The 26,085-nt window shown below is 72.4% G+C and carries 20 protein-coding genes and 1 pseudogene; 5 read left to right on the plus strand and 16 right to left on the minus strand.

The features are described 5' to 3' along the window. Positions 1–270: 270 nt before the first annotated feature. The gene (locus tag ACFUEL_RS09930) at positions 271–939 is read right to left on the minus strand and encodes a response regulator (RefSeq protein ID WP_380235568.1); all 669 of its coding nucleotides are present in this window, start codon (positions 937–939) and stop codon (positions 271–273) included. Positions 940–1,093: 154 nt separating this feature from the next. After that, positions 1,094–1,972, minus strand: a complete 879-nt coding sequence (locus tag ACFUEL_RS09935) for an alpha/beta fold hydrolase (RefSeq protein ID WP_380235569.1) — start codon at positions 1,970–1,972, stop codon at positions 1,094–1,096. Positions 1,973–2,111: 139 nt separating this feature from the next. Between ACFUEL_RS09935 and ACFUEL_RS09940 the strand changes: the two genes are divergently transcribed. Next, positions 2,112–4,121, plus strand: coding sequence for a BTAD domain-containing putative transcriptional regulator (locus ACFUEL_RS09940; RefSeq protein WP_380235570.1), 2,010 nt, complete (start codon positions 2,112–2,114; stop codon positions 4,119–4,121). Between the two features lie 106 nt (positions 4,122–4,227). Here ACFUEL_RS09940 and ACFUEL_RS09945 read toward each other — a convergent pair whose 3' ends face one another. From ACFUEL_RS09945 to ACFUEL_RS09975, 7 genes are all read right to left on the minus strand, one after another. Next, on the minus strand, positions 4,228–4,647 hold the full coding sequence (locus ACFUEL_RS09945) for a hypothetical protein (protein ID WP_380235571.1): 420 nt from the start codon (positions 4,645–4,647) through the stop codon (positions 4,228–4,230). Between the two features lie 123 nt (positions 4,648–4,770). After that, positions 4,771–5,808, minus strand: coding sequence for a LacI family DNA-binding transcriptional regulator (locus tag ACFUEL_RS09950; protein ID WP_380235572.1), 1,038 nt, complete (start codon positions 5,806–5,808; stop codon positions 4,771–4,773). Positions 5,809–6,019: 211 nt separating this feature from the next. Continuing rightward, positions 6,020–8,380, minus strand: a complete 2,361-nt coding sequence (locus tag ACFUEL_RS09955; RefSeq protein ID WP_380235573.1) for a glycoside hydrolase family 3 N-terminal domain-containing protein — start codon at positions 8,378–8,380, stop codon at positions 6,020–6,022. A gap of 203 nt (positions 8,381–8,583) precedes the next feature. Next, a complete protein-coding gene (locus tag ACFUEL_RS09960) occupies positions 8,584–9,477 on the minus strand; it encodes a carbohydrate ABC transporter permease (protein ID WP_380235575.1) in 894 nt (297 codons plus the stop codon). Continuing rightward, on the minus strand, positions 9,474–10,325 hold the full coding sequence (locus ACFUEL_RS09965) for a carbohydrate ABC transporter permease (protein ID WP_380235577.1): 852 nt from the start codon (positions 10,323–10,325) through the stop codon (positions 9,474–9,476). Before ACFUEL_RS09965 ends, ACFUEL_RS09960 begins: the two co-directional genes overlap by 4 nt. 92 nt (positions 10,326–10,417) lie before the next feature. After that, positions 10,418–11,719: an ABC transporter substrate-binding protein gene (locus tag ACFUEL_RS09970; RefSeq protein WP_380235578.1), complete on the minus strand. Its 1,302-nt coding sequence runs from the start codon at positions 11,717–11,719 to the stop codon at positions 10,418–10,420. Positions 11,720–12,184: 465 nt separating this feature from the next. Beyond that, positions 12,185–13,213, minus strand: coding sequence for a LacI family DNA-binding transcriptional regulator (locus ACFUEL_RS09975; RefSeq protein WP_380235579.1), 1,029 nt, complete (start codon positions 13,211–13,213; stop codon positions 12,185–12,187). Positions 13,214–13,719: 506 nt separating this feature from the next. Here ACFUEL_RS09975 and ACFUEL_RS09980 point away from each other — a divergent pair. Then, the gene (locus tag ACFUEL_RS09980) at positions 13,720–15,915 is read left to right on the plus strand and encodes an RICIN domain-containing protein (RefSeq protein ID WP_380235580.1); all 2,196 of its coding nucleotides are present in this window, start codon (positions 13,720–13,722) and stop codon (positions 15,913–15,915) included. A gap of 69 nt (positions 15,916–15,984) precedes the next feature. Here ACFUEL_RS09980 and ACFUEL_RS09985 read toward each other — a convergent pair whose 3' ends face one another. The 6 genes and pseudogenes from ACFUEL_RS09985 to ACFUEL_RS10010 form a co-directional block, all read right to left on the minus strand. Then, the gene (locus tag ACFUEL_RS09985) at positions 15,985–17,550 is read right to left on the minus strand and encodes an alpha-L-arabinofuranosidase B (protein WP_380235581.1); all 1,566 of its coding nucleotides are present in this window, start codon (positions 17,548–17,550) and stop codon (positions 15,985–15,987) included. A 762-nt stretch (positions 17,551–18,312) separates the two neighbouring features. Continuing rightward, on the minus strand, positions 18,313–18,807 hold the full coding sequence (locus ACFUEL_RS09990; protein WP_380235582.1) for a hypothetical protein: 495 nt from the start codon (positions 18,805–18,807) through the stop codon (positions 18,313–18,315). 5 nt (positions 18,808–18,812) lie between these two features. Further along, positions 18,813–18,965 carry a hypothetical protein gene (locus ACFUEL_RS09995; RefSeq protein ID WP_380235583.1) on the minus strand — a complete coding sequence of 51 codons (153 nt, stop codon included), beginning with the start codon at positions 18,963–18,965 and terminating at the stop codon, positions 18,813–18,815. Positions 18,966–19,120: 155 nt separating this feature from the next. Then, positions 19,121–20,449 (minus strand): MFS transporter, encoded by a 1,329-nt coding sequence (locus tag ACFUEL_RS10000; RefSeq protein ID WP_380235584.1) that lies wholly within the window; start codon positions 20,447–20,449, stop codon positions 19,121–19,123. Beyond that, a complete protein-coding gene (locus ACFUEL_RS10005) occupies positions 20,446–21,111 on the minus strand; it encodes an ArsR/SmtB family transcription factor (RefSeq protein WP_380235589.1) in 666 nt (221 codons plus the stop codon). Before ACFUEL_RS10005 ends, ACFUEL_RS10000 begins: the two co-directional genes overlap by 4 nt. Positions 21,112–21,222: 111 nt before the next feature. Further along, positions 21,223–21,449, minus strand: a pseudogene (locus ACFUEL_RS10010) (hypothetical protein); the annotation flags it as partial. A gap of 996 nt (positions 21,450–22,445) precedes the next feature. Here ACFUEL_RS10010 and ACFUEL_RS10015 point away from each other — a divergent pair. Both ACFUEL_RS10015 and ACFUEL_RS10020 read left to right on the plus strand, forming a co-directional pair. Next, entirely contained in the window at positions 22,446–22,772 is a 327-nt protein-coding gene (locus ACFUEL_RS10015; RefSeq protein ID WP_380235585.1) for a hypothetical protein, read from the plus strand. Positions 22,773–23,026: 254 nt separating this feature from the next. Beyond that, positions 23,027–23,278 carry a hypothetical protein gene (locus tag ACFUEL_RS10020; protein ID WP_380235586.1) on the plus strand — a complete coding sequence of 84 codons (252 nt, stop codon included), beginning with the start codon at positions 23,027–23,029 and terminating at the stop codon, positions 23,276–23,278. Positions 23,279–23,413: 135 nt separating this feature from the next. Here the strand turns inward: ACFUEL_RS10020 and ACFUEL_RS10025 are convergent, their stop codons facing one another. After that, on the minus strand, positions 23,414–24,844 hold the full coding sequence (locus tag ACFUEL_RS10025) for a PIN-like domain-containing protein (protein ID WP_380235587.1): 1,431 nt from the start codon (positions 24,842–24,844) through the stop codon (positions 23,414–23,416). Between the two features lie 129 nt (positions 24,845–24,973). On the opposite strand from ACFUEL_RS10025, the gene ACFUEL_RS10030 reads away from it, so the two are divergent. Next, positions 24,974–25,860 (plus strand): IS5 family transposase gene (locus ACFUEL_RS10030; protein ID WP_380235588.1). Its coding sequence is split into 2 segments (ribosomal slippage): positions 24,974–25,307 and positions 25,307–25,860, totalling 888 coding nucleotides; the frame shifts between segments, so codons are not numbered across the junction. The last annotated feature ends 225 nt before the right edge of the window (positions 25,861–26,085 follow it).

Below are 26,085 nucleotides of genomic sequence, written 5' to 3' on the forward strand. Positions count from 1 at the left end.
GCGCAGCACCGCCGCCGCCACCGCCAGTGCGGCGACGGCCGCCACCAGCAGCGCGGCCGGCGGGCCGAGCGGCGCCGGGGCGGCGACCAGGGCGACCGCCGCCGCGCACAGGACGCGGCGGCGACGGCTGTCGGGCTTCGGTCCGGTCCTCACGGGGCCGAGCCTACGCAGCGCGGCCGGGCGGTGTGCCGTCGGGCGTTGTGCCGTCGGGCGGTGTGCCGTCGGGCGGTGTGCCGTCGGGCGGTGTGCCGTCGGGCGGGTGACGACCCGTCACGGGCCTGCCGGGCGGTGGGCGGGCGCGTACCCCGTCTCGAAGGCGCGCACGGCGATCCCGACCCGGTTCCGGACGCCCAGCTTGCGCTGGATGCTCGCCACGTGGGTCTTCACCGTGCCGGCCGAGATGAACAGCTCCCCGGCGATGTCGGCGTTGGTCTTCCCCTCGGCGACCTTCCCGGCGATCTCCGCCTCCCGCGCGGTGAGCGGCTCGACCAGGGCCGGGCCGCCGGGCGGCGGGCCGGTGACGTGCCTGAGCAGTCGCACCGTGACGGACGGGCTGATCAGGCTGTCCCCGACGACCGCGGCCCGCACGGCCTCGACCAGCAGGGCCGGGCCCGAGCGCTTGAGCAGGAAGCCGGACGCGCCGTGGCGCAGCGCCGGGTACACGTACTCGTCGAGGTCGAAGGTGGTGACGACGACGACCCTGGTCGGGTGCGCCGCGGCGGGGCCGGCGAGTCGGCGGACCACCTCGAGGCCGTCCATCCGCGGCATCCGGATGTCCACCAGCGCCACGTCGGGCCGGAGCAGGCGCGCCGCCTCGACCGCGGCCACGCCGTCCGCCGCTTCGCCGACCACCGCCATGTCCGGCTGGTTCTCGAGGATCCGCCGCATTCCGCGGCGGACCATCTCCTGGTCGTCCGCGATCAGCAGTCGGATGGTCACGGACCGGAATCCTGTCACACCGGCGGGGCGGCGCTCACCCGGCGGCCGCCCGCCCGACCGCTTCCCCGCCGGCGCCCGCCCGGCCCGGCCCCCTCCCGCCTCCTGAACGGCCGCGGCCAGCGGATCCGGCGGGAACGCCCCGACGCCGGGGGGTTCAGCGCAGCAGCAGGTCGCGGATCATCCCCGTGATCTCCTCCGGCGCCTCCTCCGCCATGAAGTGCCCGGCCCCGGTCAGCCGGTGCTCCAGGTCCGGGGCCCAGGCCCGCCACACCCCGGCGGCGTCGTAGCCCAACCGGGCGCCCCAGTCCTGCTGGACCACCGTCACCGGCATCGCCAACTGCGACCCGGCGTCCAGGTCCGCCCGGTCGTGGGCGACGTCGATCCCCGCCGAAGCCCGGTAGTCCGCCACGATCGACGGCACCGCCGCCGCGCTCGCCCGCAGGTACGCGGCCCGCACCTGCGGCGGCAGCGCGGCCGGATCGTTCGCCCAGGCGTCGAGGAACGAACCGAAGAACGCGTCCGCACTGTTGGCGATCATCGTCTCCGGCAGCCCCGGCGGCTGCGCCATCAGGAAGAGGTGGTAGCCGACCGCCGCCGGGACACCGCGCAGCACGTCCCACATGTCCAGCGTCGGCACCACGTCGAGGATGCCCAGGTGGGTCACCGCCTCCGGATGGTCCAGACCGGCCCGGAAGGCCACCAGCGCGCCCCGGTCGTGCCCGACCAGGGCGAACCGCTCGTGCCCGAGCGCCGCCGCCAGCGCGACCACGTCCGCGGCCATGGCCCGCTTGGAGTACACCTCGGGGCCGGTGGCCGCCGGCTTGTCACTGGCGCCGTAGCCGCGCAGGTCGGGGCAGACCACCGTGTGCCGCTCGGCGAGCCGGACGGCGACGTGCCGCCACATCAGATGGGTCTGCGGGAAGCCGTGCAGCAGCACGACCGGGCTGCCGCTGCCGCCGACGGCGGCGGCCAACTCCACCCCGTCCCCGCCGGGCAGGCGCACGAGGTCGAAACCGGGAACGGTGGGCGTCATGGGAAACCCCTTCCGGGGGGATCGGCGGACCGGCCGGAGGACCGGCCCGGCAACTGGTGCGACCAGCGTGGACGGCACCGATCAGCAACCGATCAGCGCGCGCCGACGCCACGGCCCCCGGACCCGGAAGATGGAGGACATGCGAATCGACGTGCTCGGCGCCGTCCGGGCCCTCCACGACGACGGCACCCCCGTCGACCTGGGCGGGCCCCGCCACCGCGAAGTACTCGCCCGGCTCGTCGCCGCCGACGGCCGGATGGTCGCCACCGACACCCTCGTCGACGACCTGTGGACCGACCCGCCCGCCCGCGCCGTCGGCGCCCTGCGCACCTTCGTCGCCGCACTGCGCCGCGCCCTCGAACCCGAACGGCCGCCCCGCACCCCGCCCCGCCTCCTGGTCACCGAAGGCCCCGGCTACGCCCTGCGCCTGCCGCGCGAAGCCGTCGACGTCCACCGCTTCGAGGACGCCCTGGCCCGCGCCCGGCCCACCCCCCGCGGCCCGGCCGCCCCCCACGCACCGGCCGACCCCGACGCACCGGAGGCCGCCCCCGACGCACTGGCCGGCCTCGACGCGGCCCTCGCCGCCTGGCGCGGCCCGGCCTACGCCGACGTCACCACCTCCGCCTCCGCCTGGGCCGAACGCGAACGCGCCAGGCTGGAGGAACTGCGCCTGGAAGCCACGGAACTGCGCGCCCGCCTCCTGCTCGACGCCGGCTCGGGCGCCGAACTCGTCGCCGCACTCGGCGCCCACGTCACCGAACACCCCTGGCGCGAACCCGCCTGGGGCCTGCTGGCCCGCGCCCTGCACCGGGCCGGCCGCCAGGCGGACGCCCTGGCCACCCTCCGCCGCGCCCGCACCATGCTCGCCGACCGCCTCGGCCTCGACCCCGGCACCGACCTCCGCCGCCTGGAGAGCGACATCCTCCGGGGCACCCCGCCGGCCCCGCCCCGACCCCCCGACCCCACCTGGACCGCCGGCACCCGGCTCGGCCCGCGCACCACCGTGGAACTGGCCCGCACCCTGGCCCTGGCCGGCGGCGACGCCCTGGTCCACTCGCGACGCGACCGCCTCGCCGCCGTCCGGGCCGCCGAACGCACCGGGGACGCCACCCTGACCGCCCGCGTCATCGGCGCCTACGACGTACCCGCCCTCTGGAGCCGGGCCGACGACCCCGAACAGTCCCGTGCCGTCGTCGAAGCCGCCGAACGCACCCTCACCGCCCTCGGCCCGACCGGCCCCGCCGCCCTGCGCGCCCGCCTGCTCGCCACCGTCGCCGTCGAGAGCCGCAGCGCCGACCTGGCCGGCCCCGCCGCCGAAGCACACGCCGCCCGCGCCGCCCGCCGGGCCGAGACACTGGCCCGCGGCCTGGACGACCCCGCCCTGCTCGCCTTCGCCCTCAACGGCGTCCTCCTCCACACCTTCACCCGCCCCGGGCTCGCCCCCGCCCGGGACGCGGTCGGCGCCGAGATCCTCGACCTCGCCACCCGGCACGACCTGCCGAACTTCGCCGTACTCGGCCACTTCGTCCGCCTGCAGTCCGCCTCCGCCCTCGGCGACCTCGACGCCGCCACCGCGCACGCCGAAGCCGCCGAACGACTCGCCGCCACCACCGAGGCATCCCTCGTCCCCGTCCTCACCGCCTGGTTCCGGGCCCGGACCGCCGCCACCCGCAGCACCGAACCCGGCGGGCCCGGCGCCGCCGACGCCGCGGCCCGCTACCGCGCCGCCGAGGACGCCCTCGCCGCGACAGCGGCCATGCCGGGCCTGCACCGCGGCCTGTTCGCCCTCGCCCTGCTCGGCCTGCGCCTGCTGCACGACCGGCCCGCCCCCACCGACCCCGCCCTCGACTGGGGCCCCTACCGCCCCTGGACCCGACCCCTGGTGCTGCTCGCCCACCAGCGCCCGCAAGAGGCCCGCGCCGCCCTCGCCGCGGCACCCGACCCACCCCGCGACCACCTCCAGGAGGCCCTCTGGTGCCTGACCGCCCACGCCGCCACCCGCCTCGACGACCCCCGCACCGCCGCCCGCGCCGCAACCGCCCTGCGCCCCGCCCGCACCGAACACGCGGGCGCGGCCAGCGGATTGCTGACCCTGGGGCCGGTGGCCCGCTACCTGGCAGCCGCCGAAGCCTGCGCCGCCGAACGCTGACGGCGCGCCCCACCCGGCAACCGGCCTCCCCCGCCCCCCGCCCCGAGCCCGCTCTCTGCGCCGTGCAGGGCGGTGGTCTCCTCCGCGCGTCCGCGGTCCGTCCCGGTCAGCCGCCGAGGCCGACGCGGCCGAGCATGACCTCCAGGCGCCGCACCGCTTCCTCCGCGTCGACGAACTCCTCCTCGGTGGGCAGGACGGCGCCGAAGCTCCTGCCGTCGGGCGCCTCCAGCGCGCGCCAGTGCAGGACCGGAGCCAGTTCGCTGCTGCACTGGGCCAGGAACCAGGCGAGGTGGCCGTGGGTACGCGCCACCGTCACCGCCAGGGCGGCCATGGCTTCGCGCAAGCCCGCGAGCCGGTCGATCCGGGCCAGTCCCTCCTGCACGTGCGCCGGCCCGACCGCCGCGGCGAGAGCCGACGCCGTCTCCCGCACGAGGACCAGATCCGCCGGGGCCGGATCCCAACCACCGTCCACCAACTGGCGCTGCGCCTCCCGGACGACCTGCTCGACGGCCCCGCACATGCTCATGGACGGCAGCCTACCCGCGGACCTGCGCACCCCCGGGGCCACGACTCCGGGCGGCCGCCCCCGGTACCCGCCGGAGGCGGGGCCGGACACCGCAGCGGGTGCTTCCCGGGTCGGCCCCCTCGGCTACCCGGACGCCCCGCCGGCCGGGGCGGTGGAGGCGCGCAGCACCAGCTCCGTCGGCAGCTCGATCCGGCCGGGCGCCGTCGGGCGGCCGTCGGCGAGGTCCAGCACGGTCTGTACGGCCGCCCGGCCGATCCGTTCGAAGGGCTGGCGCACCGCGCTCAGCGGCGGGGAGGCCGTCGACGCCGCCGGGGTGTCGTCGAAGGACACCACCGACAGGTCGTCCGGGACCCGCCGCCCCTCCAGGCGGGCGGCCTCCAGGACGCCGAGCGCCTGCACGTCGCTGGTCGCGAAGACCGCGGTCGGCGGTGCGGCGGAGCGCAGCAGCGAGCGGGCGGCGGCCAGCGCCTCGGCGTGGTCGAAGTCGGTGGCGCGGACCAGCGCCGGGTCGTACGCGACGGCCGCGCCCTCCAGGGCGGCCCGGTAGCCGCGCAGGCGGGCGGCGCCGGCCAGGGAGTGCGAGCGGCCCGCGACCACGGCGATCCGCCGGTGCCCGAGGTCGAGCAGATGCTCGACGGCCTGCCGGGCCCCGCGTTCGTCGGTGACCCCGATGCCGGGGACGCCCGGCGGCGGTTCGCCGAGCGGGTCCACCAGGACGACGGGGAGCCCCTGTTCGGCGCTGCGGCGCCGGTCCTCGGCGGACAGCATCGAGATGACGACGATCAGCCCGTCGGCGCCGGCCGTCTCGCACTCCGCCAGCCAGCGGGAGATCGAGCGCCGTCCGGTCGTGCCGAGGAGCACGGTGGCGCCGAGGTCGTCGGCGGCGTCGGTGATGCCGCGGGCGACCTCCAGGGTGTAGGGGCTGAGGAGGTCGCGGAAGACCACGGCGATCTGCCGGGGCGCGTCGGGGGGCCGCTCCCCCGGCCGGACGAAGCCGTGGCGGGTCAGCAGCTCCTCCACCCGGGCCCGGGTGGCCGCGCCGACGTCGGGGCGCCGGTGGACCACCTTGGAGACCGTCGCCGCCGACACGCCCGCCTCCGCGGCGATGGCGGCCAGCAGGCCGTGCCGTCCCGTTTCGGCGGCCCTGCGCTGCGCTGCCACTCGCTGCCTGCCCTCGTCCCCCGGGCCCGTCGGCCCGTTTCCGGTGCTCCCCTCACAGTGTGCCCGACGGCAGGGTCTCCGACGTGCGGGGATGCCCCGGGGCGGGGTCCCGGGGCGGGGACCGAAAAGGGGCCGGAAAAGCGGCCGGGACGGAAAAGGGGCGGCGCCGCCGTCGCCGGCAGCACCGCCCCGTCCGGGAGGCACGGTCCCCCTACCGCTCCGCGGAGCGCTCCACCGTGGTGGGGACGCCGAAGTGCTGCAGGACGGTCGCGTCCCGCTGCTCGCCGGTGAGGTGGAGCGAGGCCCGCAGCGGGGTGTCCGCGCTGGAGGTGCCCGCGTGCAGGGCGATCTCGCCCGGTTCGACGATCCGCCCGTCCAGGCCGGTGAAGGCCAGCCGGTCGGTGTGGACGTCGAAGCGCACCGCGGCCTGTTCGCCGGGGGCCAGGTCGACCTTGGCGAAGGCCAGCAGGGCGCGCACGGGCCGGGTGACCTGGGCGACCGGGTCGACGGCGTAGAGCTGCACGGTCTCGGCGCCGCGCCGGGCGCCGGTGTTGCGCACCCGCAGGGAGGCGGTGAAGCGGCCGTCGGTGGGCACCCGCTCCCGGTCGAGCGTCAGGTCGGCGACCTCGAAGGAGGTGTAGGACAGGCCGTGCCCGAACGGGAACGCGGGCGTGGGGTCGAGGTTGGACAGGGCGCTCTGCCGGTCGGCGAGCGGCGGGTGCAGGTAGGTGTACGGCTGGCCGCCGTCGGTGCGCGGGATCTGCACGGGCAGCTTGCCGCTGAAGTTCGCCCGGCCGGAGAGGAGTTCGGCCACCGCCGGGCCGCCCTCCTCGCCCGGCAGGAAGACCTGCACCAGCGCGGCGGCGCGGTCCTGGAACCTGCCGACGGCGTACGGGCGGCCGCTGTTGACGACCAGGACGGTGGGGGTGCCGGTGGCGAGCACCGCTTCGACGAGTTCCTCCTGGACGCCGGGCAGGCGCAGGTCCTCGACGTCGCAGCCCTCCCCGGAGGTGCCGATGCCGAACATGCCGGGCTTGTCGCCCACCACCAGGACGGCGAGCTCCGCGCGGGCGGCGGCCCCGGCCGCTGCCGCGATGCCGGAGCGGTCGGTCTCGCGGATCGGGCAGCCGGGCGCGAAGTCCCATGTGACGTCCGGGAGTTCCTCGGCGAGGGCGGCGCGCAGCGAGCGGGCCTCCACGCCGTTGCCGAGGTCGTCGCGCTGGGAGAGGACGTGGTTGGGGAAGCTGTAGCAGCCGAACATGGTGCGCACGTCGTCGGCGCACGGGCCGATCACGGCGATCCGGCCGGCCGCCGGCAGCGGCAGCGTCCCGTCGTTGGCCAGCAGGACGGCGCCGGAGCGGGCGGCCTCGCGGGCGAGCAGGCGGTTGGCGGGCTTGTCGAGGTCGATCGCGCCGGCGCGCAGGCCGGGCGGGCGGGGGTCCCAGTCGGGGTCGCACAGGCCGATTTCGATCTTCTGCCGCAGGACCCGGCGCACGGCGCGGTCGAGGTCGGCCCCGTCCGCCTGGCCGCGTTCGACGGCGGCGAGCAGCGCCGGGCCGAAGCCGCGCTGGTCGGGGAGTTCGACGTCCAGGCCGGCCCGCAGGGCGAGCAGGCCGGCGGCGGTGAGGTCGGCGGCCACCCGGTGGGCGGTGACCAGGAAGGGCAGGGACCAGTAGTCGGAGACGACCGTGCCCTCGAAGCCCCACTGCTCGCGCAGGACGCCGGTGAGCAGGCGTTCGCTGGCGGCGGGGGCCTCGCCGTCGATCTCGGCGTAGGAGTTCATCACCGAGCCGACCCCGGCGGCCACCAGCCGTTCGAAGGGCGGCAGGACGACGTCGGCGAACTCACGCGGCCCGACGGCCACGGGGGCGTGGTTGCGCCCGCCGGTGGAGGCGGAGTACCCGGCGAAGTGCTTGAGGGTGGCGACCACGCCCTGGCTCTGCACGCCCAGGACGTACGCCTGGGCGATCTCGCCGACCAGGTGCGGGTCCTCGCCGTAGGTCTCCTCGCAGCGGCCCCACCGGTAGTCGCGGATCACGTCGACGACCGGGGCGAGGCCCTGGTGGACGCCGGCCTCGGCGAGGTCGGCCCCGATGGCCCGGCCGATGCGGCCGATCAGGTCGGGGTCGAAGGTCGCGGCCATGCCCAGCGAGGTGGGGTAGATCGTCGCGCCGTAGGTGGTGAACCCGGTCAGGCACTCCTCGTGGGCCATGGCGGGGATGCCCAGCCGGTGCTGGGCGACGACCTGGCGCTGGCGCTCGGCCAGCAGGCGGGCGTGCTCGACGGCGGGGCGCGGCACCGTCCCGTACGGGCGGGTGAGCTGGCCCAGGCCGTGGGCGGCGGTGTCGGCGAGGTCGCCGACCTTGCCGAACAGGCTGGTGCCGGGGGCGACTTCGGGGCCGGAGGGCTCCACGTCCTCCCAGGCGCTGGAGAGTTGGGCGACCTTCTCGGCGGTGGTGAGCTCGGCGAGCAGGGCCTCGACGCGCGTGCCGGTCGGCAGGGTCGGGTCGGCCCAGGGGCGGTCGCCTCCTGCGGTGGGGAGGCCGCCCTGGTGCGGCGTGGTGGTCGTCATCAACGATTCCTTGGGATGCGTGGCGCAGGGGGTACCGGTGGCGGGTTCGGCGGCGTCGCGGTACGGCCCCCGGGCCGGGAGGGGGGAGCGGGCCGGCCGCCGCCCGGGGCGCGGGCGCGGCCGGGGCGCGGGCACGGCCGGGGCGGCGTTCAGGCGGCCGGGGCGGCGTTCAGGCGGCCGGGGCGGCGTTCAGGCGGCCGGGGTCACTTCGAGAACCCGGCGGTGAGGCCCGCGACGAGCTGGCGCCGGGCGAGCACGAAGACCACGAACACGGGCAGCGTGGAGAGCACCACGGCGGCCATCGTCGAGGGCACGTCGATGCCGAACTGCCCGCGGTAGAGGGTCAGGGCGAGCGGCAGGACGGACTTGTCCTCGCTCTGGGTGAGGATGAGCGGGAAGAGGAACGCGTTCCACACCTGGAGGGCGTCGTAGACGGCGACGGTCATCAGCGCGGGCCGGGCCAGCGGCACGGCGAGCGACCACAGCATCCGCCAGTCCCCGGCGCCGTCGACGATCATCGCCTCGAAGAGCGAGCCCGGGACGTCCCGCAGGAAGCTGACCAGGATCATCACCGTGATCGGCAGCGCGAACGCCACCGACGGCAGGACGATCGCCGCGAGGCTGTCGTACAGCTGCAGGCGGATGATCAGCAGGTAGACCGGGATGATCACCGCCTGGAGCGGGATCGCCAGGCCGAGCAGGAACAGCCGGAAGACCGTGCGCGACCGGCGGCCGCCGTGCCGGACGATCGCGAAGGAGACCATCAGCGCCGCCGCGATCGTGAGCACGACGGTGGCCGCGGTCACCAGGACGCTGTTGAGCAGGTACGTGGTGAACCCGCTGTCCAGCACCGTCCTGTAGTTGTCGAGGGTCGGGCTGCCCGGGACGGACAGCGGGCTGCTGGTGACGAACTCGGCCCGGGTGCGCAGGCTGGTGACCACCACCCAGTACACGGGGACGACGACGAGGGCGGTCCAGAAGAGCACGGCCCCGCCGGTGACCAGGCGCCGCAGGGCGGCGACCGCACGGGCGGCGGGAGGCCGACCGGGCCTCCGGCGGGCGCGGGAGGCCGCGGGTGCGGCTGCGGTGGTGTTCACATGCCCTCCTGCTGGCTGTCCATGCGGGTGAAGCCCGACAGCCGGGTGGTGAGCAGCGACAGTCCGAGGCCGATCAGCACGAGGACGGTGGCGACGGCGCTGGCGCGGCCCATGTCGTGGGCCTGGAAGCCCGTGATGTACATGGCCAGGGGCAGCACGCGGGTGGCGGTGCCGGGCCCGCCGGTGCCGCCGGACAGGACGAAGATCAGGTCGAAGTAGGTCAGCGACCCGACCAGCATCAGCGTGCTGGAGGTGACGAGGGTGTACTTCAGCTGCGGCAGGGTGATCCGCAGGAAGCGGGTCACCGGGCCGGCGCCGTCGATCGCCGCGGCCTCGTACAGCGACACCGGGATCTGCCGCAGGCCCGCCTGGTAGAGCAGGGCGTGGAAGGGCACGAACTGCCAGGCGATCACGAAGACGACGGTGTAGAGGGCCAGGTCGGGCGAGCCGAGCAGCGGCCGGGCCAGCCAGTGCAGGCCGGGGGTCGCGCCGATGCCGAACGAGGGGTCCAGCAGGGCCTGCCAGGTCAGGCCGACGGCGACGGCGGACAGCAGCAGCGGCAGGAAGAACAGCACCGAGAAGAAGGCCCGCCACCGGCCGGACGGGGCCTGGAAGACGCCGAGGGCGAGGGCGATCGGGGTCTGGACGAGCCAGCTGATCGCCATGACCTTGACGGTCAGCCACAGGGCGTCCCAGGTGGCGGGGTCGCCGAGGACGCCGCTCCAGTTGGTGAGGCCGGCGGCGCGGATCGCGCCGAGGCCGTCCCACTCGGTGAAGCTCAGCACGACGACGCCGGCCAGCGGGACGAATCCGAACAGTCCGAAGATCAGCAGGGCGGGGGCGGCCATGACCGCACCACTCCCCCGGCGCCCCCGGCGGGGCGGGACCGGCCGCGCCCGGCGGGACGCGGCCGGCGGGGTGGTGCCGGCCGTTGCGGCCGTCACTTCTTGCCCATGTTCTGGCCGAACTGCTCGGGCGTGATCTGCCGCAGGAACGACTTGTCGACGTTGGTCAGCAGCGGGTCGGCCTCCTCGGAGGGCAGCGCCTGGTCCCAGGAGAGCTGGAAGCTCGGGGAGTCCTGCACCAGCTTGTAGACGAACTGCAGCCACGCCTTGTCGGACGAGGTGGTGGCGGCCAGCTTGGCGTCCAGGCCGGTCACCGGGGGCACGCTGCCGGCGGCGAGGTAGGAGTCGATCTGCGCGTCGTTGAGGACGTAGTCCTTCAGGTACGACATCACGGCGGCCTTGTGGGTGGTGGCCGCGTTCACCGAGAGGAAGTTTGAGGGGTTGCCGACGATGTTCTTGGCGTCGCCCGCACCTCCGGGAACGGCGGGGAAGGCGGTGTACCCGAGGTCGTTCTTGACGAAGTCCGGTGCCGCCTTGGCGAAGTTGGCGTACTCCCAGGTGCCCATGAGCTCCATGGCCGCCTTGCCGGTGTACACCAGGGCCGTGGAGGCGCCCTGGTCGTAGCTGACCGAGGAGGCGTTGTCGCCGAACGCGCCGGAGGCGGAGAGCTCCTGCAGGTACTGGTTGGCCCCGGTGAACGCCGGGTCGGCCCAGGCGCCGTCGAGGCCGGCGTTGGCCTTGGCGAAGACCTCGGGCCCGCCGACCCGGTCGACCAGGTACTCCTCCCACATCAGCGTCGGCCACTTGGAGTTGGCCGCCAGCGAGACGGGCGTGACGCCCTTCGCCTTGAGCTTGGCGACGGCGGACTTCAACTCGTCGTAGGAGGTCGGGGGTTGGACACCGGCGTCGGCCAGCACCTTCTTGTTGTAGTAGAGGACGACCGGGGCGAGGCCGTTGGCCGGCACGCCGTAGATCTGGCCCTTGAACGTGGCGCTCCGCATCACGCTCGGGGTGTAGCGCTCGGAGCCGACCTCCAGCGGGTTGAGCTCGGTGACCTTGCCGGCCTCGACGTAGTCCTCGAGGGCCCCGCCGCCCCAGTTGAAGAAGATGTCCGGGGCCTGGCCGGCGCCGAAGGCGACCCGCAGCTTCTGCTTGTAGTCGTCGTTGGCGAACAGCCGCAGGGTGATCTTCTCGTCCGGGTGGTCCTTGTTGTACGCGTCGACCGACTCCTTGAGGATCGTCTGGTCGCTCAGTGCCCACATGGTGAGGCCGTCCTTCGAGCCGCCGGAGGCGGAGGGGCCGGAGGTGCCGCAGGCCGACAGGACGAGCGCGGTGCAGACGGCGAGGGCGAGGGAAGCGGCGGCCCGCCGGCTTCTCGGGCGCTGAATTCTGTGCATGGCGAAGGTGCTCTCATCTCTGGAGGGGGAATGGGCGCCGAAACGGCGCGGGAGGTGCGAAAGTCTTTCGATCGGAAAGCCCTTGGCTCCGCCTCGATAACCGCAGACTGGCACGGCCGACATCCACCGGACAAGGCCGGGAAAACCCCGGGTTACGAAAGACTTTCGCTGCGGGGCGCATCGGCGGGCCACGGCGCTTGACATGCCTCCGGGGGCTTCACGGACTTTCTGCCGCGGGCACTGCCGCGAATTGGCGCCCGCCGGCCTTTCCCCCGTTTTCCCCGGGGGGCTTCGAAATGCGGCCCGCCCCGCACGCCGGGCACGCGTTCAGCGCCGTCGCGGACGCCAACGCCGTCGCGGACGCCAACGCCGTCGCGGACACCGACGGCGTCCCACCTCGCCGACGGACCCCGGCGTCCCGTCCCGCCGACGGGCCCCGGCGCCCCGTGCCCGGCCGACGGGCCGTCAGGTCCTCCTGGGCGGTGCCGTGGAGGCCCGCAGGACCAGTTCGGTCGCCAGCTCGATCCTGGCGGACGCCGGCGGGTTGCCCTCCGACAGTTGCACCAGGACCCGCGTCGCCTCGTGGCCGAGTTCCTGGAAGGGCTGGCGCACGGCGCTGAGCGGCGGGGTCGCCATCGCGGCGACCAGCGTGTCGTCGAAGGACATGACGGTCAGGTCGTCCGGGACGTCCAGGCCGTGCTGCCGGGCGGCCTCCAGCACGCCCATCGCCTGGGCGTCGCTGGCCGCGAACACCGCGGTCGGCGGATCGGGGAGCTGGAGCAGCCGCCGGGTGACGACCAGGGCCTCCTCGTGGTCGAAGTCCGTCGCCCGGACCAGGGCCGCGTCGAACGGGAGGCCGGCCTCGTCGAGGGCCGCGTGGTAGCCGTGCAGGCGCGCGGCCCCGGCCAGCGAGTGCGAGCGCCCCGCCACCATGGCGATCCTGACGTGCCCCAGTCCGACCAGGTGCTGGACCGCCTCGCGGGCGCCGTTCCAGTTGGTCACGCCGACGCTGGGGACGGGCGCGGCCGGTGCGCTGAGCGGGTCGATCAGGACCACCGGCAGGCCCTGCTCGACGATCCGGCGCTGGTCGTCGTCGGAGAGCATCGAGATCACGATGATCAGCCCGACCGCGGAGATCCGCTCGCACTGCTCGAACCACTGGGCGATCGAACGGTTGGCGGTCGTGCCGACCACCAGCTGCAGGCCCATCGCCTCCGCCGCGCCCACGATCCCCCGGGTCACCTCCAGGGTGTAGGGGCCGCTCAGGTCGCGGAAGACGGCCACCACCTGGCGGGGCCGGTTCGGGTCCGCCAGGTCGTAGCGGACGAACCCGTGCTGCTGCAGGAGTTCCTCGACCCGGGCGCGGGTCTCCGCACCGACGTCGCGGCGGCGGTGGACGACCTTGGAGACGGTGCTGAGTGAGACCCCGGCCTTCGCGGCGACCTCGGTCAGGAGTCCGTACCGCCCGGAGTGGTGCTCGGCTCTCCGTGCCATCCGCTCCTGCCTCGTTCCCGTCACCGACCCGCCCGGCCCGCCGGCCCACTCAGCCGCTCGGCCCGCTCGGCCCACTCGACCTGCCAGCCTGCTCGGCCGCTCGGCCGCTCGGGACTGAGCCGCAAGCTATGCGACGCGCGCCGGACGGGGCAAGGCTGAAAGGCGTTCTCCGGCGCCCGGGGAGCGAAAGTCTTTCGTAGCGCGGTCGCCTCCCGCGCCCCCGGCCTTCCGGGCACGTCGAACCGCGTCGGGGCGTCGAGGAAACCGACCGCGGACTACCTCGCGCGTTCCTGCGGCGTCAACGCCGGGGAAAGGCGCACCCGCGAAAGGGTTTCGAGGTCGGGGCAGTGACACCCGGACGCAACCTCCCGATACTTTCCAACGCCAGAGGATGCCGCCGGGCCACCCCGCCCCGTGACGGCCCGCAGAGTCCGCCCTGCCTGGCACCACCCCTCATTCCGTCCGGTGCGGCACGCCCTCGTGGCGCGGCCGCGCCGGACGCCCCCATGGAGGAGCCGCAGTTGAGAAATCCCTTCAAGCCGGTGAAGGCCGTCGCAGCGGTCGCGGCCGTCGGAGTGTCGCTCTCGCTGGCCGTCGCCCCGAGCGCGTCGGCGTACCAGCCCGGCCCGGCCGACCTGTACACGGTGCAGAACCCGAGCTGCAACAAGCAGCCCTGCGTCCTCTACCCGAAGTCGGCGCAGCTGCCGAGCGGCCGGATCGTGGCGGCGTTCGAGAACAGCCAGGGCGCTCCCGTGGGGCAGACGCTGCCCCTGTACAAGAGCGACGACGACGGCACCACGTGGCAGAAGCTGACCGACGTCAAGGCGCCCGCGTACCTGTCCGGCGACCCGGCGTACGCCGGGTACACCAGCAACTGGACCAACCCGTACCTGTACGTCCTGCCCCAGGACGTCGGCGCGCTCAAGGCCGGCACCCTGCTGCTGGCCAGCGTCGTCTCCGGCGACGACTACTACTACCGGGAGCGCAGGGCCGCCGACCCCAACTGGCAGCCCACCGGGAACGGCGACCGCAAGGACGTCTCGATCGCCCTGTACGCCAGCACCGACGAGGGCGCGAACTGGAGCTTCCAGAACATCGTCGCCGCCGGCGGCTGGCAGGGCGGCACCTTCTCGGCGGCCAACACCCACCAGCAGCAGGACCCGGTCTGGGAGCCCTACCTGTACGCCCGGGGCGGCAAGCTGATCGCCTACTACTCCGACGAGAACGAGTACACCGGCTACGACCCCGCCACCGGCGTGCCGGCCCTCGACCCCGCCAACGACACCGCCGCCGACCCGCGCCTGCAGATCCTCTCCCACCGGACCTGGGACGGCACCGGCGCGGCGTGGAGCGCCCCGGTGGTCGACGTCCCCGGCAGGGCGGTGGCGTCCGGCGGCGGGACGCTGATCGGCGGCGGCCGCCCCGGCATGACCACGATCGCCCCGACCACCGACGGCAAGTTCCTGCTGACGTACGAGTACTGGGGCGGAGGCTCGAACATCCGCTACCGGTTGGCCGACGACCCCCGGAAGTTCTTCGCCGCCCCCGACGCGCCGGTCTCCGCCCTGCCCGTCCCCGCCGGCGGCCACTGGCTCGCGACCGGCGGCAGCCCCGTCCTGTCGGCGCTGCCCGACGGGCGGATCGCCTACAACGCCAACGGCAGCGGCAACGTCTGGGTGAACGAGTCCGGTCGCAGCACGGGCGAGTGGAAGGAGTACCGGACGCCCGTCCCCGGCGGGTACAGCCGCAACCTGCAACCCGTCGAGGGCACCGGACGGATGCTGATCCTCCAGGCGTCCTGGGGCGGGGGAAGCACCGGACCGGTCAGGTACGGCGAGGTCGACCTCGGACGCTCCGCCGGCGCCTACTACACCCTGGTCAACCGCAGGACCGGCCAGGCCCTCGCCCCGCAGGGCGGTAGGACCCAGGACGCGGATCTCACCGGCGGCGCCCCGGACCTCGTCACCGCCCCGGTGAACGCCGGTGACGACACGCAGCGCTGGCACCTGACCGACAAGGGCGGCAGGATCACGCTCCTCAACAAGGCCGGCGGCCGGGCGGCCGGCATCTGGGGCGGCACCGCCACGACCGGGCAGCAGCTCGCCCAGTGGGTCGACGACGGCGCCACGGACAAGCAGTGGACCCTCACCGCCACCAGCGGCGGCTACTACCGGCTCAGCTCCGTCAACAACAGCAGCCTGTACATGACCGGCACCGGCGCGGGCGCGGCCGTCGACGTGGAGGCCGCGATCGACTCCTCCGCGAACGCCTCGGCGGACGACGCCCAGGAGTGGCTGCCCGTGCGCGAGCCCCTGCCGACCGACGCCCCCTTCACCCTGAAGAACGGCGGCTCCGGCCGCTGCCTGGACGTGCCCGACGGCCGGAGCGGCGTCCAGGTGCAGATCTGGGACTGCTCCGGCAACGCCAACCAGGCGATCACCCAAACCGCGGCGGGCGAGCTGCGGGTGGCCGGCCAATGCCTCGCCGCGAACGCGGACGGCACCGCCCCCGGCACCAAGGTCATCCTGTGGCCCTGCAACGGCAGGACCAGCCAGCAGTGGCAGGTGCGCGTGGACGGCTCGGTGGCCAACCTCTCCAACGGACTGGTGATCGACGTCCTCGACAGCGCGACGGCCAACGGCTCGCGCGTCCAGCTGTCCTCCCCGCTCGGCAGCACCGACCAGCAGTGGTCCCGGGCGTAGCGCCCCCCTCGACGCGGGCGCCGAAGACCTGTCTTCGGCGCCCGTGCCGCTGCCGGGACCGGCCGAACGTCAGCTCAAGGGGGAGGCGACCAGCCAAGTGGTGTCCTGGTACCAGTAGTTCTTGCTGTCCCAGGTGTTGGACCCGCCGTCCCCGGCGAGGTAGCCGGTGTACTCGAAGTGCCGGATCTCCTTCTCCGGATAGCCGAGGGACGGGAAGGACAGGCCCTGCCCGTTGTTCCCCGGGTGCGGGCAGAACGTCGCGTCCCTGGCGAACAGCCGGCTGCCGTCGTCGGCGTTCAGCCGCAGCTCGAAGGCGGCGTGCCGCAGGAACTGCCCCGCGTTGTCGGCCGATTCGAAGGACACGCAGGCGCTGTCGGCGAGCCCGGCCCGGACGATCCACGTGGCGTTCGCCCTGTCGGCGCCGGCGGAGGACGAGGAGACCGGGGAGATCACCACGTCGCTGTCCGCGGCGTCGTGCCGCAGGTAGTGGCCCGTGCAGCACGCGGTCGTCGCCTTGAGGGAGATCCTGGCCCCGGGCACGAGCCCGCTCGACCACACCGTGTAGCCCACCGAGTTGATGTCGGCCTGGACGGCGTCCTCGGTGCTGTCCGAGGGGTAGCCGGACGTCATGACGCCTTCGTAGAAGGTCCCGGCGGAGGCGTTGCTGTTGTCGCCGCCGATGCCGAGGACGATGGCGCCCTGCTTCTTCATGGGGTCGTAGCCGGCGGCGTCGGGCCGTACCCCGTCGTAGAAGGTGGACAGGCCACCGGACTCGGCGTTGCCGCCGCGGATCGCCCAGTGGTCGGGCCCGCCCTTGAGGGTCGCGGTGGTGAAGCGGTGGTCGATGGTCGGGTCCCCGGCGTTGTACCCCCGGTTCACGCCGGAGAACAGGCCGTTCTCCAGGTCCGCCATGATCCAGGGGCCGCTGCCGGCTCCCGAGCCCCACGTCCTGCTGGTGCCGAAGTAGACGGCCTCCATGGTGCCGTTGCCGTCGTCGTTGCCGGTCGTCTCGGCGTTGCCGTAGTCGAAGCAGCAGCCCTTGTCGGAGTGGGTGCCGTCGAGGACGGCGTACATGCCCTCGGGGTCGTCGCCGGTGGCGACGCCGTTGGTGCGGTTGTCGCGGTAGCCGGTGCCCGGCGCGACGAAGACGCCGTACGCCTTGTGGCCCCCGACGGTGACGGGTGCGGCGGTGGCGTCGGCCAGGTTGTCCGTCCGGTCGGGGCCGGGCCCCGGCCAGTAGCCGGTGGGGGCGGAGTTCAGGTCGTTGCCGCGCCCGGACTGGTCGTGGATGAGCGTGATGAGGCAGTTGGTGCCGGCGCAGAAGGCGTCCTGTGCGGCCGCGTCCGCGTAGCCGCCCGCGCCGAGCACGCCGATGTCCTTCGTCGTACCGTCCGAGGCGCGCCGCACCCGGTAGAGCGGGCCGCTGTAGGCCGAGTACAGCGCGCGGGTGGTGCTGTGCGCCGCCACGCACGGGGTGCCGCCCGCGGCGTACAGGTCGCAGGGCAGCGAGTCGGCTGCCTGCGAGGTCCGGGTGCCGCCGACCAGCACGCCGGCGATCAGCGCCACGACGGTGCCCGCGGACAGCGACCAGCGTCGCAGCCGCCCGGGCAGGGGGGAGGTGCGGAGTGCGGACATGGAAGGTCCTCCGGTGGGTGGGTGGGTGGGTCAGTGGGGGCGACGGTGGTCATGCCCGGCCGTTCCAGGTTCGGTGGTCCAGGATCCGGCTGTTCTCGAAACCCGCCACGATCCGGCGGCCGGGAAGCTGCGCCGACTTCGGTCAGAGAACACACGGGCACTTGTTGCACGAGGCCGGATTCCGCGCCGCGTACAGATTCGCCGCGCTCGGCCGGTACGCCGACGCAGCCGGCACGGAAGTGGCGGCAAGTACGACGCCCGCGCCTGACGCGGTGCCCCCGGCCCGCAATCTGCGCGTCCGCCTTCTCGTCAATTGCGGCTCCTCTGTCTCCGGTACCACGAGCGCCGCACCCGGCTGCCGTCTGCGTGCGGGCAGCACAGAGACCGGCGAACCCATGGGCGACGCCTCCGCCCCAGAACGGCGCGGCGCGGAAGCGCCCCGGACGGCGCTTCTCGACGGTTGGAGATTAGGAGAAAAGGCGCTTCCCTGTCACCGGCGCGTTTCCGAAAACCTTTCGCCACTGATCCCGCACCGAGTATTGACAGGACACCCCGGCCGCAGCGGGAAGCCGCCCCCGGAAAGGATTTCCGCAAGCTTTCCGAATTCCGCACACCGAATCGTCGCCGATGATTCGAATACCCCCGGAGGCCGATATCGATTCGGGCGGACCGCGCGGAGCAGCACGAGGACTCCCGGACGAATTCCCGGGCGAAGGAAGCACGGCCCCGAAACCAGCACCCTCGCCCCCGACAGCGCTAAGCTCAGGCGGTCTTGAGCTTGTAGTCGTAATAGCCTGTCGGGCCGGTCAGAACCGCCTGGAAGTGGAGCGGTCCACCGTCCGCGTCGAGGGGGACGTCGTGGCCGGCGGTACGGGTGAAGCCGAGGGACAACCCGGGTACGCAGGCGTGGTCGGGCTCCCGGAGGACGGCGAGGCCCATCGCCTCCAACTGGTCCAGCAGGTGGAGGGCGGGGGTGCGGAAGACGTCGACGCCGCGGAACCGGACCGTGATCCGCTCCGGACCGGGCCGGGGGATCCACACCTCCGCGCCGGTGAGGCTCCTGCCGTCCTCAAGGTGGAAGACGATCTCGAACTGCGGGTGCAGGGCGAGCACCTTCATGTACCGGAACCGGTCCGCCGAACCCTCGTCCTGCACCTTGACGGCTCCCAGCCCGGCCGCCGCTTCCTTGAGCGCGGCGGCCGGCATGCCCAGGGGGAAACCGGTGATCCCGCGGGGCGGGTCGAGGTCGATGTCCATGCCGGTCATGGTAGGAGGCAGGCGCGGACCTTCCAGCCGTTGGCGCCGAAGTGCTTCTGGAACTCCGCGGTGTACGGCAGGGAGTCGGCCGTCTCCTCGGTCGCGGCGTCGTACTTCGTGCCGCGGACACGGCGGATCCCGTCGATGCCCGTCTTCATCGCCCCACCGAACTTGCCCCATCGAACTTGCCCTGTCGGATCAGGCTGCTCTGCGCAGTGCGCCCGCCGCCGCGGCCCCGGCAAGGTCGCCAGCCCGCGCGACGTCTGCCCGGACACCGGGTTCGCCCGGCTCTCGTACGGGCAGGCCCGCGCCCTTACGCCGCTACGTTCGCACTCTCCCGTGGGACGTCTTCCTGGTTGCGGCGCGCCGCCCCCCGCGTACGGTCCATCTGGCGCCATTCCGGCCGCAGTCCGGCCAGGTTCGTGGTGAGGAAGTACGCGCTGCCGCCGACGAGCAGCACCGGTACGAGTCCGACGGCGGTCACCGCCGCCCCGGCGAGCAGTCCGCCGAGGGGGATGCCGGCCCAGGACAGTGAGTCGCCGAGCGCGTTGACCCGGCCCAGCATCCGGCGCGGGACCCGCTCGACGAGGACGGCCCCCAGCACCGGGTTGACGAAGCCGGTGCCGAACCCGCTGATCGCGAAGACGGCCAGTACCGCCCACATCGGGGTGTCGAAGGCGAGGATCAGGAACCTCGGCGCCCCGGCCAGCAGGAACCCGGCGAGAACCACCGTTCGCCGCCGCAGCCGGTGCGCGACCATCGCGGCGATCAAGCTCCCGCCTGCCGCCGCGGCCCCCATGACGCTGCCCATCAGGCCGATCGCGGCCGGCCCGTTGCCCGACCCCCTGGCCCAGACGGGTACGAGCACCGAGGCGAACGCCGCGTCCAGCAGGTTGGTGATGCCGACCATGACGATGACGGTGAGCAGGAGCGGCTCGCCGCGCAGGAAGGTGCAGCCTTCGCCGAATCGCTGCCAGTAGCCCGGTTCCGCCTCCCCGGTGCGGGAAGGGGCTTCCTCGACGGCATGCCCCGTGCCGCGGGGCAGGGCGAGTCTGATGATCACCGATCCGAGGGCGAAGCAGCCTGCGTTGACGGCGAGGCCGGTCAGGGGGCCGAGCACTGCCACCAGGGCCCCGCCGGCCGCCAGGCCGACGGTGGAGGCGAGCCGCTGGACCACGCCGGACAGACCGGTGGCCCGTTCCAGCGGCACCCGGCTCCGCTCGGCCGCCTCCGGGACCATCACCTCCTTGGCCAGGTCGCCGGGCCCCCGGGCCGCGCCGATCAGCGCGACGAGGACCAGCAGAAGGGGGAAGGAGAGCAGGCCCGGGGCGTGGAGCAGGGGAACCGCGGCGGCGGCGGTCGCGCTGGCCAGGTCGGTGGTCCAGGAGACGGCCCGGGGGCCGATCCGGTCCACCAGCGGTCCGGTGAACGCCTTGACCAGTACGTAGGGGGCCATCTCGCAGAAGGCGACCAGTCCGGTCCGGGTGGCGCTGCCGGTCGTGGCGAGGACGAACCAGGGCAGTGCCACGACGGAGATCCGGGTTCCGGTCAGCGACACGGCCATGGCCGCCAGCACCCCGCCCAGCGGCCGTAAGGACTTCTTGCCGGGTGTGCCGCCGGCCTTGGAGGCGTCCTCGGTCATGACGTCGGGTCCCCCTCCTTGTGCTGGGGGTCGGAAGGAATCGGCGGCGCGGCGGGCACGTCCGGTTCGGGCAGGATCTGCGTGATGACGGCGACCCGTTCGGCTCCCGCGGGGGCGCTTGCCGCCGTCTCCGGTGTGTCGCGCCGGTAGCGCGCGATGACGTCCGCCAGCTCCCGGTACAGGTCACCGGCTTCCTCCGGCGTGAGCCGCAGGGCCCAGTCGCTCATGTCGAAGGTGTTCCGCCATGCGCGCGGCATCGTCTGAAGCCCGTTCAGGGCCTGCTGCGTGCGCAGGGTGTAGAGGGCGGCGACGGACTGCTGATAGGCCAGTGCGGCCTCGGGCTCCCGTTCGGCCAGCTCCGGATCGTTGAACCAGATCGTCCGGTGCACCGAACGCCACCAACGCTCCCGCGCGTTGCCCCGTTCGGTGTCCTCCTCGACGAAGCCGGCCGCCCCGAGCTGCCGGAGGTGGTAGCTGGCCGTACCGGAGTTCACGCCCAGCCGCTCCGCGAGGCGGGTGGCCGTCGACGGGCCGTACTTCCGCAGCAGCCCGACCACCTGCACACGAACCGGATGCGCCAGGGCACGCAGCCCCTTGGCATCCAGAACGACCGAGTCCTCTCCCGCGTTCGGGCCGTCCGGCCCCTCCACAGCATCACTCATGCGGGACACCATAGTCCGCAAAGAGTTCTTCGCAAAGAGTTCTTCGCAAAGAACTCTTTGCGGTTCGGGGCCGATGCCGTGACTGCTGGTGCCCCTGTTCGGCCTCGGGGGCGCGTCCTTGCCACGCAGAGGCCGCAGGCCGCCGGGCAGGTCGGGGAGCCGAAAGGAGTACCGGCCAAGCAGGTTGACGTGATGCCGGCCACCCGGGGAGAGGCGGGCGACGCCCTCGCCCCGGACGTCGCAGCCGTCGGCGCGGAGCCGGGCGAGACGGCATCCACGTACCACCGGGCGTTGAAGAGGACCGGGGCGTCGAGAACGGATCCGAGGACGCCGAACCGACTGACCGGCACAGCCCGCCACGCTTCGTCCGCACCGGAGCCCGACGGCGGCGCCAGTTCGAACAGCACGGCGATCACGGCAGCCGGCTCGCGCCGAGGCACCACCGCCTCAACCCGCTCCCACATCGCCCCGAACGACTCCACCGCCGACCCGGTGACCTCCCCGGTGTTCGGTGTCGGCTGGCTCAACCCGAAGGCCCGGATCGCATGCGCGACGCCCTAGAGGCGCTGTCCTCGGAGTACTGGAGCGCGTACCGAGCTCCCCTGATCTTCCTGACCAACGGGGAGTTGGCCCGCTCGCCCCGCTTGGCGGGCTGCTCCGGGACCAGGGCACGGAACGTCTGCGTGAACTGCGGCGCCGCCGTGCTTAGCCGCGACCACCACCGCACGGTACCGGGCTGGCCCCCTACCAGCTGCCGAAGGACGGTCACCACCAAACGAGGCGAGCGAGCCGAGGTGGGTACCACCGTGCCGCCCTCGGGCACCCGATCGTGCCCCAGACCAGTTATTAAGCATATTTTCGACAGGGCTCCGCACGGGAGCCACCCATGGGACGCACCCGATCGCACCCTCCGCTCCCAACGCCAGGGACCCCATGGCGGGCACCCCAGCGGCAGGGGCGCCCTCCATCGAGGCCCTGGACACCGTGGTCGACCGCACCCACCGACCACCCACCGACGCCTCCCGCTCCATGCAACTGCGCTGGACCGCAGGTGAGTTGCACACCACCGCTCGCTCCCTCACCGCCACCCGACCCGAACAACCCTCCCCCGCCTCCATGCGCGTCCGCAAGAACTGCCCGCGCATCCTCGCCACCCACGCGGGCCTTCCGCTCACCCTCCCCGAAGGCGACCTGCCACAGACCGTGCTCCGACCGGCGGTCACCGCCCACTCCCGCAACATCCTCCTCAGCCACCTCGAACACGCCACCCGCCCTGGCCAGGACGACGCCCGCACCCGCATCCTCGCCATCACCGCCACCGTCCTGGACACCGGTTGCCGCGACGCCAACCACCGCCAGCTCGGCACCTACTGCCCCCGTCCGGCCGATCCCGACCACGACAGCTGGGCGTTCGCCGCAGACGCACCCTGCGCCGCGCCGGCTTCACCGACGAGGTCGAAGCGCACATCGCCCTACGGCAGTTCCACCAAACCCTCGCCCTCGGCTTCGTCACCGACCCGCGGCAGAAGACCACCGACTACCTGCACCAGTGGCTCGACAAGAAGGTCCTGCACCTCAAGCCCACCACCATGACCCACTACCGCGACCACGTCGAAAACGACCTCATCCCCGCCCCCGGCGACACCCCCTGGCCGACCTGAACCGGCAGCACCTGCACGCCTACGCACTCCACTCCGACCGCGGCAAGGTCACCGTCCACCGCATCACGGCCACCCTCTCCAGCGCCCTTTCGAGCGCCGTCAACAACAACCGCCCGACCCGCAACGCCGCCAAACCCCCACTCCTGCCACGCCCCGCCTCCGCACCCCGACACCTGCGGACCGAAGCCCAGACCGTCCGCTTCCTACGCTTCACCCGCGCCACCGCCTCCCTCTATGCCGACCTCACCAAACTCATGATCGACACCGGCCTGCGCAAAGGCGAAGCACTCGCCCTCCGCGGGGACGACATCCACCAGAACGAAGGCGCCCTCTTCGTCCGCCACACCCTCTCCGCCATCGACAACAACCAACTCCTCCTCACCACACCCAAAACCCCGCACAGCAGGACCTGGGTCGCCCTCTCCCACCGCACGGCCACCGCCCTCGACGACCCCACCGACGACCGGCCCATGCGGCCCAGCCACCACCATGCGACCACAACCTGACACAGCAACAGAAAGAGCCGGCACCTGGTCTCCCAAGTACCGGCTCCCACAACCGACTTCACAGTGGGGACAACAGGGTTTGAACCTGCATCCCATTGACCCCCAGCTCGGATGAAACTTCAGGGAAATTGCTGGTCAGATTAGGACACCCAACCTCTCCATCCAACGCAAGAGCAGGTCACTCTGAGTGGCACTCAGGTCCAGCGCGGGGTGCTCAGCCAATAGGACCCGAAGACCGCTTACCGGCACCCCCTCGCGCAACAACTCCCGAGCCTCGGACGCCCCTTCGATTCTTTCTATGAACAAGTTGGCCAGCAGTTCTCGATCGTAGTTCCTGACGTACGTCTCGCCAGCATCAGTTAGATGCACCTGGTCCCCTTCTATTACGGCTAGGCCAAGGGAAACCAAGTTCATCAAGCGCCTGCGCGCTTCCGGTTCAAGCGTGACGCTCTGGAACTCCTCCATAAACTTCTGCAGGCAGTCGCCCATCCGGGGATTCACTGCCACTAGTTTGGCCATAACCAAGATAATCTCAAAGTAATCGCCACTTCTCCCGCCTGGAAGCTGAGCCAGCCGATAGCGAATCTTCGAATTGGAGCGGCGAATCGCCTCCGCCGTGGCCTCAGCCGACTCGAACTGCTGCAATGCAGCCACCGACTTGCTGTCCGTCTTTTCGCCAAGTCCAAAGACGCGAATCACCTGTTGCATCAAAAGACTGGGCTCGACCATGAAGAGTCGCCGGCCAGTCACGCTCCTCAATTCGTCAACCAGCTCTGTACGCGGCATGCGGATGGCTCTGGTAGAAGCAGCACGCCACCAGTCTTCTTTGATGTCGCGGGTCACGAAGAGGACGTCTGTTTTCCGTTCCGAAACCTCATCCAGCAGCTGCTGCCAGACGAGATAATCGCCCGCCGCCTCGATGTCGCCCTTCTTGCCTGACTCAAAGTCCTTATAGCCCGGAGGGATCTTGAGATCACCCCTGCGCCTGGCTTCAGTCACCAGTTCCCGGTGCCTCGCCTCATCATAAGGAGCCCCGACGCGCCCTGTGAATAGATCCTCTAGAAACTTGATCACCGGATCGGTGTTAGTATCGCGGATACCAGGAACTCGGTCACGCTCGGCCTGGGCGTCAAGCATACCCTGCAGCACCTTGAAGTTCTCGCTCGACCTCTCCAGCTGCCTATGCAGCGCGAGAGCTTCTTCACTGCCGTCCTCAATGTGGACCTGTTTGATCCACTCCTCTATTGTGCGGCGGGCCTTGAGGACTGAATCTTGCAGGTCCTTCTTCGTAGAATCAGCCCTACGGTCGTGATACCCGACGAGGTCCTCACTTTGGCGATTCCGCCAGAACTCCATGACGACCTGGTGCGGAATCCAGATACGGTCCTCAATAGCCTTAAGGACCTTGAGCATGTCCTTCCGAACCCGCGCATTCATCCGATATAGATCAAGGAGGACGTTGGTGTCCAGCACCACCAATCCCTTTGCAAGGACTGCACTATAGTTGTCATCGTTCGGAGTCCGATGAGCCTCGAACCCATCGAACAGCCCGAATGCTGTCACCATGCACATTTCCCTGTCCTTGAGTCCTCGGTGTCACGGGGCCACTGACCGTCCCTGATCCTCGCCCCACCACTGATCATCCTGCCCCAACTTCATGCCATCCCTAGGCCGTTTCTCATAATTGATCTTGTAGTGGGTCGTGGAGAGACAACGGATGCTGTGTGGGCTGGGATTGAGCCGTTGCTGCCGCAGCGGGACGGTGCCGGGCGTCCTTGGCGGGATCACCGGCAGGTGGTGAACGGGGTGCTGTGGCGGTTGCGCACGGGCGCCCCGTGGCGTGATCTGCCCGAACGCTACGGTCCGTGGCAGACCGTCTACCGGCGCTTCGCCCGGTGGGAGAAGGACGGGACCTGGGCCGCGCTCCTGCGGGAGGTTCAGGTCCGCAGCGACGTGGTGGGGGCCATGGAGTGGACGGTGTCGATCGAGTCCACGGCCGCGCGGGCCCACTGGCACGCGGCTGGGGCGCGCAGAAAGGGGATCGGCCCGAGGATGAATCGGATGATCCGGCAGCAGTTGCGTGCCGCGAGGCGCTCGGCAGGTCCCGGGGCGGCCTGACGACCAAGATCCACCTGGGAGTCGACGGCCGGGGCCTGCCGCTGTCGATCGTGCTGAGCACGGGCAACACGGCCGACTGCACGATGCTGGCCGCCGTCCTCGACGCGATTCGCGTCCCGCGTGTCGGAGCCGGGCGGCCGAGGACCGGGCCCGAGCGGGTCGTGGCCGACAAGGCGTACTCCTCCCGCAAGATCCGCCGCCTGCTGCGGCGCCGACGGATCAAGGCGACCACCCCCGAACGCCGGGACCGGATCGCCGGCCGTGCCCACCGCGCAAGCCGCGGCGGGCGACCGCCGGCCTTCGACAAGACCGCCTACCAGGGGCGGAACATCGTCGAACGCTGCTTCGCCAAGCTGAAGCAATTCCGGGCAGTGGCAACCAGGTTCGACAAACTGGCCAACCACTACCGGACCGGCGTCGTCCTCGCCTCGCTGATCCTGTGGCTGCGAGCCGAGGAGCACTGACCCACCACAAGATCAATTAAGAAACGCGGCCTAGTGCGGGGGGAGCATCGCCGACTCAATCCGGCCGGAGACTGGGCGCACGCCGCGACTGGTGGGGCGATCGCCTTGGCGAGCCGCTGCTTCGGAACCACTAGACGAGTAGTTCCGAAGTCAGCTGGTTTTGCTGGTTCTGCTTCGGACATGCAGGAAGGGTGTCCAGCATTCGGGTTGTGACGACCGAAGAAC

The organism is Kitasatospora sp. NPDC057198 (assembly GCF_042670125.1).
Classification (GTDB): Bacteria; Actinomycetota; Actinomycetes; order Streptomycetales; family Streptomycetaceae; genus Kitasatospora.